Source organism: Ensifer sp. YR511 (assembly GCF_900103045.1).
GTDB lineage: Bacteria > Pseudomonadota > Alphaproteobacteria > Rhizobiales > Rhizobiaceae > Ensifer > Ensifer adhaerens.
The window spans coordinates 639,243-653,165 of record NZ_FNGR01000001.1 but is presented as its reverse complement, the minus strand read 5'-3'; the positions used below and the strand labels follow the sequence as shown (position 1 = coordinate 653,165).

General features: G+C 63.9%; 15 protein-coding genes. 7 read left to right on the top strand and 8 right to left on the bottom strand.

Annotated features, from left to right (window positions below; translation table 11 throughout):
* The first annotated feature begins 256 nt into the window (after positions 1–256).
* Together BLU15_RS03305 and BLU15_RS03300 are read left to right on the top strand one after the other, a co-directional pair.
* Entirely contained in the window at positions 257–1,777 is a 1,521-nt protein-coding gene (locus BLU15_RS03305; RefSeq protein WP_051659253.1) for a DegQ family serine endoprotease, read from the top strand.
* Positions 1,778–2,265: 488 nt separating this feature from the next.
* Positions 2,266–3,168 carry a LysR substrate-binding domain-containing protein gene (locus BLU15_RS03300; RefSeq protein WP_090294296.1) on the top strand — a complete coding sequence of 301 codons (903 nt, stop codon included), beginning with the start codon at positions 2,266–2,268 and terminating at the stop codon, positions 3,166–3,168.
* A 204-nt stretch (positions 3,169–3,372) separates the two neighbouring features.
* Here BLU15_RS03300 and BLU15_RS03295 read toward each other — a convergent pair whose 3' ends face one another.
* Together BLU15_RS03295 and serB are read right to left on the bottom strand one after the other, a co-directional pair.
* Positions 3,373–3,948: a GNAT family N-acetyltransferase gene (locus BLU15_RS03295; RefSeq protein ID WP_090294295.1), complete on the bottom strand. Its 576-nt coding sequence runs from the start codon at positions 3,946–3,948 to the stop codon at positions 3,373–3,375.
* Entirely contained in the window at positions 3,945–4,832 is an 888-nt protein-coding gene (gene serB / locus BLU15_RS03290; protein WP_090294293.1) for a phosphoserine phosphatase SerB, read from the bottom strand. Before serB ends, BLU15_RS03295 begins: the two co-directional genes overlap by 4 nt.
* Here serB and miaA point away from each other — a divergent pair.
* Complete coding sequence (gene miaA / locus BLU15_RS03285) at positions 4,831–5,742, top strand: tRNA (adenosine(37)-N6)-dimethylallyltransferase MiaA (RefSeq protein WP_034792634.1); 912 nt, start codon at positions 4,831–4,833, stop codon at positions 5,740–5,742. The genes serB and miaA overlap by 2 nt on opposite strands.
* A gap of 19 nt (positions 5,743–5,761) precedes the next feature.
* On the opposite strand, the gene BLU15_RS03280 is transcribed toward miaA, so the two are convergent.
* On the bottom strand, positions 5,762–6,163 hold the full coding sequence (locus BLU15_RS03280) for a VOC family protein (protein ID WP_060515969.1): 402 nt from the start codon (positions 6,161–6,163) through the stop codon (positions 5,762–5,764).
* 173 nt (positions 6,164–6,336) lie between these two features.
* On the opposite strand from BLU15_RS03280, the gene BLU15_RS03275 reads away from it, so the two are divergent.
* Positions 6,337–6,624 carry a hypothetical protein gene (locus BLU15_RS03275; protein WP_090294291.1) on the top strand — a complete coding sequence of 96 codons (288 nt, stop codon included), beginning with the start codon at positions 6,337–6,339 and terminating at the stop codon, positions 6,622–6,624.
* Positions 6,625–6,654: 30 nt separating this feature from the next.
* On the opposite strand, the gene BLU15_RS03270 is transcribed toward BLU15_RS03275, so the two are convergent.
* Positions 6,655–7,056 carry an MAPEG family protein gene (locus BLU15_RS03270; protein WP_090294289.1) on the bottom strand — a complete coding sequence of 134 codons (402 nt, stop codon included), beginning with the start codon at positions 7,054–7,056 and terminating at the stop codon, positions 6,655–6,657.
* 157 nt (positions 7,057–7,213) lie between these two features.
* On the opposite strand from BLU15_RS03270, the gene BLU15_RS03265 reads away from it, so the two are divergent.
* Complete coding sequence (locus tag BLU15_RS03265) at positions 7,214–7,627, top strand: winged helix-turn-helix transcriptional regulator (protein WP_244546700.1); 414 nt, start codon at positions 7,214–7,216, stop codon at positions 7,625–7,627.
* A 45-nt stretch (positions 7,628–7,672) separates the two neighbouring features.
* Here BLU15_RS03265 and BLU15_RS03260 read toward each other — a convergent pair whose 3' ends face one another.
* The 4 genes from BLU15_RS03260 to BLU15_RS03245 all read right to left on the bottom strand — a co-directional run bounded on the left by BLU15_RS03260 (position 7,673) and on the right by BLU15_RS03245 (position 12,077).
* Positions 7,673–8,368 (bottom strand): class I SAM-dependent methyltransferase, encoded by a 696-nt coding sequence (locus tag BLU15_RS03260; protein WP_090294288.1) that lies wholly within the window; start codon positions 8,366–8,368, stop codon positions 7,673–7,675.
* A 352-nt stretch (positions 8,369–8,720) separates the two neighbouring features.
* Positions 8,721–10,748, bottom strand: a complete 2,028-nt coding sequence (locus BLU15_RS03255) for an ATP-binding protein (protein ID WP_089043633.1) — start codon at positions 10,746–10,748, stop codon at positions 8,721–8,723.
* Positions 10,749–10,883: 135 nt separating this feature from the next.
* On the bottom strand, positions 10,884–11,402 hold the full coding sequence (locus tag BLU15_RS03250) for an ABZJ_00895 family protein (protein WP_034792648.1): 519 nt from the start codon (positions 11,400–11,402) through the stop codon (positions 10,884–10,886).
* A 126-nt stretch (positions 11,403–11,528) separates the two neighbouring features.
* A complete protein-coding gene (locus BLU15_RS03245) occupies positions 11,529–12,077 on the bottom strand; it encodes an RBBP9/YdeN family alpha/beta hydrolase (RefSeq protein WP_090294286.1) in 549 nt (182 codons plus the stop codon).
* A 107-nt stretch (positions 12,078–12,184) separates the two neighbouring features.
* Between BLU15_RS03245 and BLU15_RS03240 the strand changes: the two genes are divergently transcribed.
* Complete coding sequence (locus BLU15_RS03240) at positions 12,185–12,652, top strand: Lrp/AsnC family transcriptional regulator (protein ID WP_090294285.1); 468 nt, start codon at positions 12,185–12,187, stop codon at positions 12,650–12,652.
* 164 nt (positions 12,653–12,816) lie between these two features.
* Positions 12,817–13,911, top strand: a complete 1,095-nt coding sequence (gene cax / locus BLU15_RS03235) for a calcium/proton exchanger (protein ID WP_034792668.1) — start codon at positions 12,817–12,819, stop codon at positions 13,909–13,911.
* Positions 13,912–13,923: the final 12 nt, after the last annotated feature.

The window sequence follows — 13,923 nt, the reverse complement described above, 5'->3', positions numbered from 1 at the left end:
CTCGACGTAAAGGCTTGGCAGGGAACGTCCGTCCTTTCGCACCCTTGCGCGCAAGGATCAGGAAATCGTGTTTGGACCCTTCCGAATTCCGCCTTATCTTCAGAGGAAAGTCGGACGTCGCGGTCTTGCGGCTTGCGTTTGTCAAATCTGCCGCATAAGCCCGGCCGGCGGTTTCGGTCGAGGCGGAATTATGCGAAGAATCAAAGTGCTATGGTGTGCCGGTGTCACCGCACACAGCCAGAGGAGCTGAAGCGAATTGTCCACGCGATCAAAATCCCGAGTACACTCGCTTGGCGCCTCCCTCGGCGTTCTGGCGCTCGCAGGCGCGCTCGCCTTCAGCAGCACCGCGCTCGCCCAGAACACGGCGATCCGGCCGCCGAGCAATGGCCCGGCCTCCGTCGCCGATCTGGCCGCCGGACTGCTGGATGCCGTCGTCAACATCGCGACTTCGCAGAAGGTCAAGAACGACGATGATGCGCCGGCGCCGCAGGTGCCGGAGGGCTCGCCCTACCAGCGCTATTTCGACGAATTCTTCAAGGGCCAGGGCAATCAGGGCGGTAACCGCCAGCGCACGGTCGAATCGCTCGGCTCCGGCTTCGTCATCGATCCCTCTGGCTACATCGTCACCAACAACCACGTGATCGAGGGCGCCGACGACATCGAGATCAACTTCGCCAATGGCAGCAAGCTGAAGGCGAAGCTCGTCGGCAAAGACACACAGACCGATCTCGCGCTGCTGAAGGTCGAGCCGAAGGCGCCGCTGAAGGCCGTGCCTTTCGGGGATTCGCGCAAGATGCGCATCGGCGACTGGGTGATGGCGATCGGCAACCCGTTCGGCCTTGGCGGTTCCGTTTCGGTCGGCATCATCTCGGCGCGCGGCCGCAACATCAACGCCGGCCCCTATGACAATTTCATCCAGACGGACGCTGCGATCAACCGCGGCAATTCCGGCGGGCCGCTGTTCAATATGGCCGGCGAAGTGATCGGCATCAACACGGCGATCATCTCGCCAACGGGCGGCTCGATCGGCATTGGCTTCTCCGTGCCGACCGAACTTGCCGCCAATGTGGTACTTCAGCTCAAGGACTTCGGCGAGACGCGTCGCGGCTGGCTCGGCGTGCGCGTCCAGCCTGTGAACGACGATATCGCCGAGAGCCTGAAGATGGACGCGCCGCGCGGCGCGCTCGTCTCTGGCATCATCGAAGGCGGGCCGATCACGCACGGCGAGATCAAGGCCGGCGACGTCATCGTCAAATTCGACGGCCATGATGTCGGCGAGGTGCGCGACCTGAAGCGCGTGGTCGCCGAAAGCCCCGTCGGTAAGGCGGTCGATGTCGTGGTGATCCGCGACGGCAAGGAACAGACAGTCAAGGTGACCCTCGGACGCCTCGAGGATGGCGCGCTTGCAAGTGCCGACGCGGCAACCGGCGACGAGGGGTCGAAGGCTGACAAGCCGGAGGCTGCGCCGCTTCCAGCGACCGACGTCGTGCTCGGCATGAAGCTTGCGACGCTCAACGAAGAGGCGCGCAAGAAATACGGCATTGCCGAAGACGTGGACGGCGTTGTCATCACCGAGGTCGCGCCGAATTCGGTCGCGGCAGAGCGGCGCGTAGAGGCGGGCGACGTCATCGTCGAGGTCGGTCAGGAGGCGATGGAGACGCCCGCCGACGTGGCCGACCGGGTCGAGGAGCTGAAATCCAGCGGCCGTCGCCACGCCGCCCTTCTGATCTCCAACAAGTCCGGCGAATTGCGCTTCGTCACCGTTCGGGTGGAGTAGGGCGCATCGCGCCTTCCGGCAGTTGCGGTTGCGGCATCGGATCGATGCCGCAGCGCCGCTTTCGGTCGACGCCGATTGTCTGAATCTTTTCAGTGCTATCGCCCCTGGGGCTGAGAGGCTGAATCCACATGCTCAGGTTTTGATTCAACGCTGCGGTCCGGCCGACGGGCCGCAGCGTGCTCATGATGGGCACAGACACGGCCCTTCATCCCGCTGCCGCGACCTTCTCCCCGCTTGCGGGGGAAAGGGTTAGGGTGAGGGGCATTCGAGAAGTGGTGAGGTGCACTTCTTTCAGCAGTCGTCGCTCGCTTGCCTGGGGTGCGGGGACGGCTTGCGCGCCGGCTGGAAGGTCATCAGCCTGAGGGCTTCGAACAGAATTTCGATAATCGTATGCATTGCCGCACCTCCTTTCTTGCAAGCATTTCACTCCACTTGCCGGCACCCCTCAAACGAGTTTACAGTCTCCTTCGGATAACTTGAGGTTATGCATGAAGCGCGGCCGACTGCCCCTGACAGCGTTGCGGAGTTTCGAGGCGGCCGGGCGACTGGAGAGTTTCACACTGGCTGCATCGGAGCTTTTCGTCTCGCAGGCGGCCATCAGCCGGCAGGTGCGCGAGCTCGAAGAGCTGATCGGCCGGCCGCTGTTTGAGAGGCTCCACCGCAGTGTGCGGTTGACGGCCGATGGTCAGGCGCTGCTCGGCACGCTGACGTCTGCCTTCGACATGGTGGGCGAAAGCCTCGACGCGCTCTCGGGGCGGCGGTTGTCGCAGACGCTGAAGGTCAGCGCCGAGCCATCCTTTGCCGGCTGCTGGCTGGTGCCCCATTTGCAGGAATTTCAGGAGGCGCATCCGGAGATCGATCTGGTGATCGATGCGGAGTCGCGGCTCGCCGAGTTTCGAAGCGGCGAGGCCGATATCGCCATCCGCCACAGCTTGACCGCGCGCTCCTGGTCGCGGGTGGAGACGCGGCCTCTTGCCGAGGTGGAGATGGTCCCGGTGATCACGCCTGCGCTTGCCGGCGCCGGGCGGCCGCTCGACCGACCCGAAGACCTGTTGCAGCATCCATTGTTGCATGAGGATAACCGGCAACTCTGGGAACAATGGTTTGCGGCGGCCGGCACCGCGCCGGTGAAGCTTGCACGCGGCGCGATCTTCGCCGATGGCTCGATGGTGCTGCAGGCGACGCTGCGCGGCAGCGGCGTCGGCCTCATCGACCGCGACCATGCCCGCGACGACATCGCCGCCGGCCGGCTGATCCAGCCGTTCGACGCCTCAGTGCCCTATGGCGCGTTCTTTATCGTGGCGCGGCGCTTCGAGGCGCTGTCGGAGGCGGCCAGGGCCTTTGTCGACTGGATCGAACGGAGCTACCCGGGGGCGGGGCGAAAGCGGTGAGGAGGCCCTTATCCTCAGGGCGAGCGCTTGCCCCTCTTCCGCCTGCCGGCACCGTCTCTCCGCACGCGGGGAGACGGAAAGATATGGCGAACGCCCGCCATTCTTCAGAGGTGGTTGGGTAGTGCTAGTGCGGCTGGCGTCTCTCTTCCCGCCTGCGGAGAGAGATGTCCGGCAGACAGAGAGGGCAACTCACGAAGCGGCAGCTTATTTCCCGCCCTTTGAACGATGCGCCCGCCATTCCTCGGCGCTGATCGCATAGAGCACATGCCGAACCAGGGTCGGCTGATCGGTTGGGACGCGGGGGTGGTCGAAGTCGCGGCTTGGGTCGCGGTGCATGCCGATCCGTTGCATGACAGCGGTCGAGCGGGTGTTGGCGGGAACCGCGAAGGAGACGACCTCGCTCAAGCCCTTTTCCTCGAAGCCGTAGCGCAGCAGGGCGTTGGCCGCTTCGGTGACGTAGCCCTTGCCCCAGTAGGGCGGAGCCAGTCGCCAGCCGATTTCGACCGTTCCTTTGGGCAGGTGCGGCTCCAAATCCGTGAGCGCGAGGCCGCAGAAGCCGATTGGCTTGTCGTCGGCCTTGAGCGCCACGGCGAAGAAGCCGAAGCCGGTTTCGGCGATGCCCTTGCCGACGCGATCGAACAGCGCGTCTGATTCCGCGCGGCTGCGGCGGAAGGGAAAGAATTCCATCACCTTGGGATCGCTGTTGATCGCGAAGAAGAGATCGCGATCGCTTTCCTTCCAGGCGCGGATGCGCAGCCGCTCAGTCTCGGCAATGATCATCCGGCGAAATCCGTCTTGCGATAGCCCTGCAGATAGAGAAGGGCGGTGAGGTCGCCGTGGTCGATGCGGACCTTGGCCTGCTCGGCAACGACGGGCTTGGCGTGCAGCGCCACGCCGGTGCCGGCAAGCTGGATCATGCCGAGATCGTTGGCGCCGTCGCCGACAGCAAGGGCATCGTCCGTCGAGATGCCGAGGCGGTCGGCGATCTCGATCAGCGAATCGACCTTGGCCTGCTTGCCGAGGATGGGATTGGCGACTTCGCCAGTGAGGATGCCGTCTTCGGCGATCAGCGTATTGGCGCGGTTCTCGTCAAAGCCGAGCATCTCGGCGATCGGGCCGGTAAAGACGGTGAAACCCCCGGAGACGAGCGCGGTATAGTGGCCCTTGCTCTTCATCGTTGTGATCAGTTGTTTTCCGCCCGGCGTCAGCGTGATGCGCTTGGCGATGACCTCGTCGACGACGCCAAGTGGCAGGCCCTTCAGAAGTCCTACGCGTTCGATCAGCGCCGGCTCGAAGGCGATCTCGCCGTTCATGGCGCGGGCGGTGATCGCCGCCACCTTGTCTTTCAGGCCGACTTCGGCGGCGAGTTCGTCGATGCATTCCTGGCCGATCATGGTCGAGTCCATGTCGGCGATGAGCAGTTTCTTGCGGCGGCTCTCGGCGTCTTGCACGGCGACATCGACCGGTGCATCGCCGATCACGCCGCGCAGCAGGGTTTCGGCGGCATCCGGATCGGTGCCGTCGGTCAGCGCGATATCGCAGGCGATGCCATCGGCGAGCCAATAGAGGCCGGATGCCTTGACGGCGTCAGCGGCTGCTTCCGCCAGTGCTGGCGTCAGAACAGGATTTGACGGATTGGCGATAAGCGTGGCAACGAGAGCCATGGACAACAACCTTGATACCGAGAGCGACGCGATCCTGATAACCGGGCCGACCGCCAGCGGCAAGTCCGCGCTTGCCGTCGAACTGGCGCGCCGACACGGCGGCGTGGTCGTCAATGCCGACAGCATGCAGGTCTATGACACGCTGCGGCTGTTGACGGCGCGGCCGGACGAGGCCGACATGGGCGGCATAGGGCACTGTCTTTACGGCCATGTGCCGGCGGCATCCGCCTATTCCACCGGTGCCTGGGCGCGTGAAGCGCAGGCATTGGTCGCTCAGCTCAAGGGCGAGGGACGCTTGCCGGTTTTTGTCGGCGGCACCGGGCTCTATTTCAAGGCGCTGACCGGTGGTCTCTCGGACATGCCGGAGATCCCGGCGGCGATCCGGGAAAGGCTGCGCGAGCGGCTGAAGGCGGAAGGGGCGGAGGCGCTGCATCGCGACCTCGAAGCCAGGGATCCGGAAACGGCGGTGACACTGAAGCCCGGTGACGGCCAGCGGATCGTGCGGGCGCTCGAAATGGTGGAGGCCACCGGCAAGCCGATCCGCTTCTTCCAACAGCAGACCGGACCCATGATCGTCGACCCGGACCGGGCTACAAAATATGTCGTGCTGCCGGAGCGAAAGCTCCTGCACGACCGCATCAACCGTCGCTTCCAGTTGATGCTTGCCGGCGGCGCGATCGACGAAGTGCGGGCGCTGCTTGCGCTCGAGCTGCCGTCGGAAATGCCCATCATGAAGGCGATCGGCGTCAGCCAGATCGCAGCCCTTTTGAAGGGCGAACTCGACGAGGCCGAAGTGATCGAGATGGGCGCTGCGGCAACGCGACAATATGCCAAGCGGCAGATGACCTGGTTCCGTAACCAGCTCGACGACAGCTGGCAGCGCATTTCGAGCGCCGAGGAGGTGCTTTGACGAGCGCCGTTGCTGCGGATCAGTCGGCGAGGTTCAGCTGCCAGGACACGCCGAAGCGGTCGGTGACCCAGCTGAAGCGCTGGCTGAAGCCGTAATTGTCGAGTGGCATCAGCACTGCCCCGCCTTCGGCGAGCATGCCATAAAGCGTGATGATCTCATCCTCGCTCTGGCATTCCACGAAGAACGAGAACGACGGGGTGAAATCGAAGGCGTGCCGGACCGGGCTGTCGATGCACTTGACCCGCTGCGCGCCGAGCCGGAAAAGCGCCACCTTGACGCTGCCTTCGGGACCTTGCTCATCCGGTCCATAGCGCTCGACTTCCAGCACCTCGGCATTCGGGAACAGCGAGACGTAGAAGGCCATGGCGTCGTCGGCGACGCCATCCTGGAACATCAGAAAGGGCGTGATGCTTGTGACCATGGCGCGCTCCCGTTGTCGTCGGTGTCAACAAAACCGGCTGACTGATCCTACCCCAGGATGTCGCCACGACAACGGTCGGCCCGCGGCAAAGTTCCCTTGCAGGATAGGCGCTGATGCCTTGCTGTGAGCGGGGCGGCCCCGCAGGTTCGGGCGGCGCATGCCATGTCCCGATCATGACAGACGAGCAGAAAACGTCTCCTGACAGCGCGGAAATCCGTCTGTCTCCCGATGAAGCCCTGGTGCTCTTTGAACTTCTGTCGCGTTGGAGCGAGGAGAACGCAGTTCCAACGCCGGACGCCTCCTGTTTCGAAAGCACGGCCGAATGCGCGGTGCTGCTCGCAGTGCTGGCAGACCTTCAAAAGCAGTTGGTCGCACCCTTTCGCGAAGACTACGGCGAAGCGGTGAAAGCGGCACGCCGCCGTCTGGCGCCATCGTGGGATTACCCTGACCTCAGGGGGTGATTTGCCTGCTTGTGCCTACGCTTGATCGGCTCACACCAGCCACGCCAGCAGCGGCCACAGCACCAGTCCGATCCCGATGATGCTGGTCGCAAACAGGGCCGAGCGCAGCACGGGAATGCCGATCGCATAGGCGAGCCAAAAGGCGAGCCGTGCCGAAAGCCAGACGATCGCACCGAGTTCCGTCGTCGTGTTGTTTGCGCCGGTGACTTCGACTGCAAGCAGCGCGGACGCGGCGAAGGGAAAAGTCTCGAGGAAGTTTGCCTGCGCGCGTTTCAGCCGTCCGACGAGGGGCGTTGGCGGCGGCCCAGCCGCTTCGCGCGAAGAGAGCGACCAGGCCAGTCCGTTCTGGCGCGTCTGGAGTTGCGCCGCGACAAAAACCTGGATGATGCCGAAGATGCAGCCGAGCGCCAGCACGGTCATCTCCACGCTCATGGCCGCGCTCCGAAAGCCGTCTCGAACTTTACTGTCGCGTGTGCCTGCGCCATGTCAGCCATCGTGCTTTCCTCCGGCATTGTTTGCTGAAAGCACGCTAACTCTCTGGTACGATATCGTAAATACGGACAAAAAGGATAGTACGGGGGGCGCCGACATGACGGAACAAGCCGTGGCATCGGACCGAGGTGTCGGGCCGAAAGTGTCCAGCCTGACCGGTCTCGACATGAGCCATATCCGGCTCTGCCCCGCCATCGCCTTCAACCAGATCGTCGGCGGGCGCTACAAGCTGCACATCCTCTGCGTGCTCGAAGGCGGGACGCACCGCTATGGCGAAATCGGACGGTCGCTGCTTCGTGGCGGGCTCGGTAAGCCGATCACCCCGCGTATTCTCAGCCGCGAACTGCGGGAACTGGAGGAGCGGGGCCTGATCAGTCGCCGGGACTATCCCGTGGTGCCGCGCAAGGTGGAGTACAGCCTGACCGACCATGGGCGGGCGCTGATGCCGATCCTTGCCGAAATCGTCCGCTGGGGCGCAACGGGCGCGCACGAGCAAATCCTCGGGATATGACTTCCTCCTGCTCGGCCCTTCAAAACGTCGAGAAGGCTGTCGCGCTCACGCTTTCACGGCCGAGAAGAAGAGGAAGCGCGGTTTGGTCGTCAGGCTCCTGTAGGCGTCCGGAAAGAGCGTGCGGGCACGCGGATCGGGCTCCGGTTCGCTCACCGTCTCGGTGGCAAATCCGGCTGATTTGAGCGCATCGAACATGGCGTGCAGCGGGCGGTGCCAGAAGCGCATGTGGATGGTCCTGCCGCCCCGTTCCCAGGTATCGTCGAAGCGATAGGTCTCGAAATAGTTGTCGTGACCGGAAAGGGAATGATCCATGAACGGATGGTGCGTGGAAAACACCAGGCGGCCGCCCTTCTGCAGAACCCGGTTGAATTCGGAAAGCGGGAGCGACCAGTCCTCCAGATAGTGCATGACGAGGGATGCCACGATGAGGTCGAAGGCACCGTCGTCGAACGGCAAGGGTTCGCCCAGATCGGCCCTCAGCAATTGCGCACGCCCGTCGAGGCGTCGACGGGCGATGTCCAGAAGACCGGCGCTGCGATCGATGCCGGTCACCGTGGCGCCGCGCTCGATGAGCGCTGCCGCGTGCGCTCCGCCGCCGCAACCGGCGTCGAGCACCCGAAGCCCGGCGACGTCGCCGGCGAGTGCCAAAGTCGCCGGCCGCTCGTAATAGGCGTTCCAGGCGTTGTTCTCGTTGTCGGCATCATAGGCTGCCGCAAAGGCATCGTAGTCGTTCTCTGGCAAGGTCTTTTCTCCGCTGCCACCGAAAGGCGTGCGCGATCAGATGTCGAAGCGCTTGAAACTTCTATTCTATCGGTCTGCGACGCCATCGGGCAACGCTGCTTGTGCCGTTCTGTTCGGGTGCCCGGAGCCACGGCCGCATTGGGGCGGGCCGAAGCATGCCAATCGCGTTAACGTGGAGCGGCCCCTGGAGGCCCTTCGGTCGCAAGGACGCGTGCGACCACCCAGCGAGCCGCTATTCCACTCCAGAGTTGTTCACGCACTGCGGCCCGCAGCGCATGTCTGGACAAAACGCTTTTACATCTCTGGTTGTCATCGGGCAAATGGGGCGCCCGCAGTTTCACGCGTTCGCTGCCTAGGTCTTGCGGATGATGCTGCCGAGGGGCCGCTTCAACAGGCTTTCGCGCAGCGAGCCCTGGCGCGGCCGCTCGCCGGACGCCGGGTCAGCCGTTTGCGAACGGCGTTGGGCCTGATCGGCCGGGGATGGCTCGTTCAAGAGCTGCTGGCGGATCTGATTGAAGCGCTCCAGCTCCGGATTGACGGGGGCAGGCGCGCGCGGAAGCATGTCCGGACGATAGGGCTCGATCTCGACCTGCGGCTCGCTGAGGCCCGGTTGCGGCTCGGCTTCTGCCGTGGCGCCCAGTTCGGTCTCCCAGCGCTGCTCTTCGCTCACGGTCTGCGCCGCCATGTAGCTCTGCTGGAAGTTCGAAATATCCGGCCCGTTGATGGCGCGCATGCGGCTGACGATCGCGCGCAGGTCAACGGTCGGCGGATGGTCCTCGTCGATCCGGTCGATGATCCCGTGGGCGCGCGGCAGGCGCTCCTCGGCGATGCGAGAAAAGCGCATGCGCATCGGCACGGCCACCGCCTCGCCGAATGCGATAGCCTCGCCATTGCCGATCGAGGAAATGAAGCTGGTCGTCGATGTCGACGAGTTCGGAATGGCCGAGCGGATGATGTCCTGGTCACGGTCGTTGGCAAGCCGCATGGCAAAGACCGTCGAGCACTGCGACAGGATCGTCGGGTCGAGTTCGCCGGGGCGCTGGGTGATGATGCCGAGCGAGACGCCGTATTTGCGGCCTTCCTTGGCGATGCGGGCAATGGCCTGGCGGGTCGGCAGGAAGCCGAGCGACGGATCGGCGGGCACATAGCGGTGTGCTTCCTCGCAGACGACCAGCATATGGATGCCGCCATTGCTCCAGAGCCCGATTTCAAACGCCATGCGGCAAAGCACCGAAGCGACGGAATTAACGACTTCCGAGGGGATGCCGGCCAGCTGGAAGGTGGCGATCGGCCGGCCGTCGCCTGGAATGCGGAAAACCCGGGCGATCGTATCCTGGATCGTGTCGGTGATGGTGTTCGACGAGAACATGAAATGATAGCGCGGATCGTTGATCGCCGAGACGATCTTGACCTTGAGCGAGCGCAGATGCGGCTTGTCGTTGCGCCCTTCGAGCCGGCCGATGCGCTCGTCGATCAGCGCCAAGAGGTCGGCGATGCGGTAAGGCACCGGCGTGTCGGCGGTGATCGAGCTCTTTTCCGTCTGGCGCCGCACGATGCCGGCGTCGCCGCCGCCGCGGAAGGCCTTCTTCGCCTCGGGGATGATGTCGCGCAGCATGTCGAGCTCGTCCGGCGGCGCAGGGCGGCCGCGGAAGATCACCTCTGCGAACTCCTCCAGTCGGAAGAACCAGAAGGGCAGGTCGAGCGTATCGGTGTCGATGACGACGGCAAGGTCGGGGAAGGCGGCGGCAAATTCGTTGTGCGGGTCGAGGATCAGCACGCGCAGCTTCGGATCGGCAATGATCGCCTTGTTGAGCAGCAGCGTGACGGCGGTCGACTTGCCGACGCCGGTCGTGCCGACGATGGCGAAATGCTTGGCGAGCATCGAGGGCACGTGAATGGTTGCGTCGAGGCTCTCGTCCTGGGTCAGCTTGCCGATGATGCAGCTGTCGTTGCGGCCGGAATCGTAGATGCGCGCAAGGTCGGCGCCGCGGATGCGGTGGGCGATGGCGCCGAGATAGGGATATTGGCTGATACCGGCGGAAAACTCTTCACGACCGTCGGGTCCCCTATGGACCTCGCCCATCAGTTCGACTTCGATGCGGAAGGTGTTGTTGGTCTCTTCGCCCCATTCGCTGGAGGCGGTTTGCATCGAATAGACCAGCGCCACCACGCGGTTCCTGCCGACGGAAATGGAAATCAGCCGGCCGACGGACCAGAGTTCGGTCAGCGACGTCTCGCCGCTCTCTGCGATCGCAGCGATCGTCGCGCGCGCGCCGTTGCAGGCAACCACCCGTCCGAGGAACCGGTTGCCGGGCTTCAGGCCGTCACGGCGATCCTGCTCTCCGGCACGGATCGAGGAATGAAGTTCATTGTTCAGCAACGCGAGAAACCCCGGCAATACGGCGCTTCATGTTAGCCAAGGGGATTTAACAAGTGGTTTCGAGATGTTGCACGCTCGAGCACGCGGGGCACGGGCAGCGGCATGGCGACTTGCGCACTCCGATTTAGTTCCCTGTCAGAGCGATAGCCGGCCGGCCATCCTCCTCGCCGAGCTACCGTACTGCCAGCGCATCATGAAGTACGAGACGGTCAGGAGGAGGGCCATACCGCCTGCGATCACGAGACAGAGAACCATGTCCAGAGACATCAGCAGGGAGACGAACTGCTGCCGGTTGACGTAGTAGGCGATCTCATAGCCTGGGTCGCCAAATACAAACGCCATGACGTAGACCCAAGCAGCAATTGCAACACCCGGCAGAATGCTAATTGCCGTGGCTAAGCCCAAGGAGACGCGGGCCAGTTTCGCTTTCTCTTCTTCCGTCGGGCATCGGCGATGCCTTTGCACGAAACGGCTGGCTGTGGCGGTAGCCGATGACAATGTCTGCGCAAACCAGACGCCGTATGCAGTTCCCTTCGGTATCGGGCCAACAAGGGTCTCGTAGGCGAACATCCCGGCCACGCAGACTCCTGTCAACGCCAGGCAAACGAGGGCGAAGTAGCGGTAATATGGCGTCAGCGACACGGTCGGCGTCATGCGTGGTTCCTGGCGGGCGGTTGTGGCGCCACTTGGCATGATTAGCGCATAACTTGCAAGATTGTGCGCTCTCCCTGAGCAAACTGTCGGGAAAGCTCGCCGACGTTGGCCGGACTGTGTGACGCCTCAGCCCTCCGATGGTTTGATGCCCTGAGCAAACGACCGGAACAGCGCCCGCCCTTCCGGCCAGTCACTCAACCCGCTCTTGCCGTTGATATGGCCGACGGCGCCGGCTTCGGCGAACCGGCTGCCCCATTGCGCCGCCCGCATCTGCGCGTAGCCGATGGTGCCGAAGGGGTCGTTGGAACTCGCGACGATAAGGGAGGGAAAGCGGAAGCGTTCCGTCGGGACCTTGGCGAAGCTGGCAGCCTCCGCCGGGAAGGCCGCAGACGTCGGATCGGGAACCGCCACGAGAAAAGCGCCGGCGATCGGACGGGTGCGGACCGCATGCCAATGGGCGACGAGCAGACAGGCAAGGCTGTGGGCGACGAGAAGGGGCGGCTCGCTTGCTGAGGCAATGGCGCTGTCGAGCGCCTGGATCCAGTCGGCAAGCTGCGGACGATCCCAATCGCCCGGTTGGAAACGGCGCATCTGAGAGTCTGCATACTCCCATCGGGTTTGCCAGTGCGCCTCGCCGGAACCGCCGATGCCGGGCAGGATGATGATATCGTTCATGTCGTCCTCTCATCTTCAACATGGGGGAGACTGCCAGCTTCCCTTGACCATCTGAATGCGCAATCATCGGAAAGTGCGGCCGTTTGCCGATGGATTAAAGGTGAAATATGGCGGTTGACTGTTCTGCCCTCGACCCGACCGATATCGCGATCATCGAGGTATTGCAGGAAGACGGACGCATCGCGATCTCGGAGCTCGGGCGGCGTATGGGTCTGTCGCAGCCGGCGACCTCGGAGCGGGTCAAGCGGCTGGAGGAGCGCGGCATCATTTCCGGTTATGGCGCACGCATCGATGCGGCACGCCTCGGGCTTGGCATGATGGCGGTGATCCGCCTGAAGACGACGCACGAACATATCCGTGCATGCCTCAAGCAGTTTTCCGAGATGCCGCAGGTGATCGAGGTGCTGCGGCTGACCGGCGAGGACTGTTTCCTTCTCAAGGTGCTGGTGCCGACGCCGGGCGAGCTTGAAACGATCGTCGACACGATCGCGCGCTATGGCGCCGTGACGACGTCGCTTGTCTTGAGCGGCGAGCCGGAAAAGCCGATCGGGCGGGCGCTGATCCAGCGGGTCTGAGACTGGGCGCCGGGCACGCTCCGACTTGATTAAAGTCAATGCAGAACGCGAGAGGACGCGGGATAATTCAACCATAGGCCAGGCACGTCCGTTCGGGTGACCGTCAGGGGCGTTGCCGGCCACGGACGCTCGAAGGGCGAGCGGGAAGCGGGCGAGGGGAAGCCATGAGCGATGCAATTGCCTATTTTCGTCGGACACCCATACTCTGGCTGATCGTCTTCGTGCCGATCGCGATCGCCGGCGAGCACATCTGGCCGGACGCCCATACGCTGCTTTTCCTGCTGTCGGTGGCGGCGATCGTGCCGCTGGCGGCGCTCCTGAGCCAGGCGACGGAGGCGGTTGCGGCCCGCACCGGCGACACGGTCGGCGCGCTCTTGAATGCAACGCTCGGCAACCTGACCGAGCTCGTCATCGCCCTGATGGCACTTGCTGCCGGCCAGTATCTGCTGGTCAAGGCCTCGATCGCCGGCGCGATCGTCACCAACACGCTGTTCATGCTGGGTGGTTCGTTTCTGCTCGGCGGGCTCAAGTTTCACCTGCAGGAGTTCAACCGGGTGAATGCGCGCTTTCTGGCGAGCCTCCTGTTCATGGCGACGATCGCAGTGCTCGTGCCTTCGCTGATCGGTGCTGCCGACGGCCAGCCGCAGACGGCTTTCACCCAGCAGCTGAGCGCCGGCCTCTCCGTCCTTCTCATCATCACCTATGGGCTCTGGATGCTGTTTTCGCTGAAGACCCATCGCGAGCTGTTCGTCTCGGCCACTTCCGAGCATGGCGGTGATGAACCGCACTGGCCGCTGGCGACGGGCATCATCGTGCTGCTGGTGGTGACCGTTCTTGTGGCGCTCGTCAGCGAAGTTTTCGTCGGCTCGGTGCAGGTTGCGGCAGAAGAGCTTGGCATGACGCCGGCCTTCGTCGGCTTCGTTGTCGTCGCGCTCGTCGGTGCTGCGGCCGAGATGGCGACGGCTTTCTCCGCTGCGCGCAAGGATCGGCTGGACCTGAGCGTCGGCATAGCGCTCGGCAGCGCCGTGCAGATTGCGCTCTTCGTCGCTCCGCTGCTGGTGCTTCTGAGCTACGTGCTCGGGCCGCAGCCGATGGACCTGCAGTTCTGGCCGGGGGCGATCGTGATGATGCTGGTCGCGACCATGGCCGCGACGCTGCTTTCCAACGGGGGGCGGTCTGCCTGGTACATGGGCGTGCTGGCGCTCACCGTCTACGTGATCTTCGCCATGACGCTGTTCCTGCTGCCGCCGCAGGTGTAGCCCTGCGGTCGG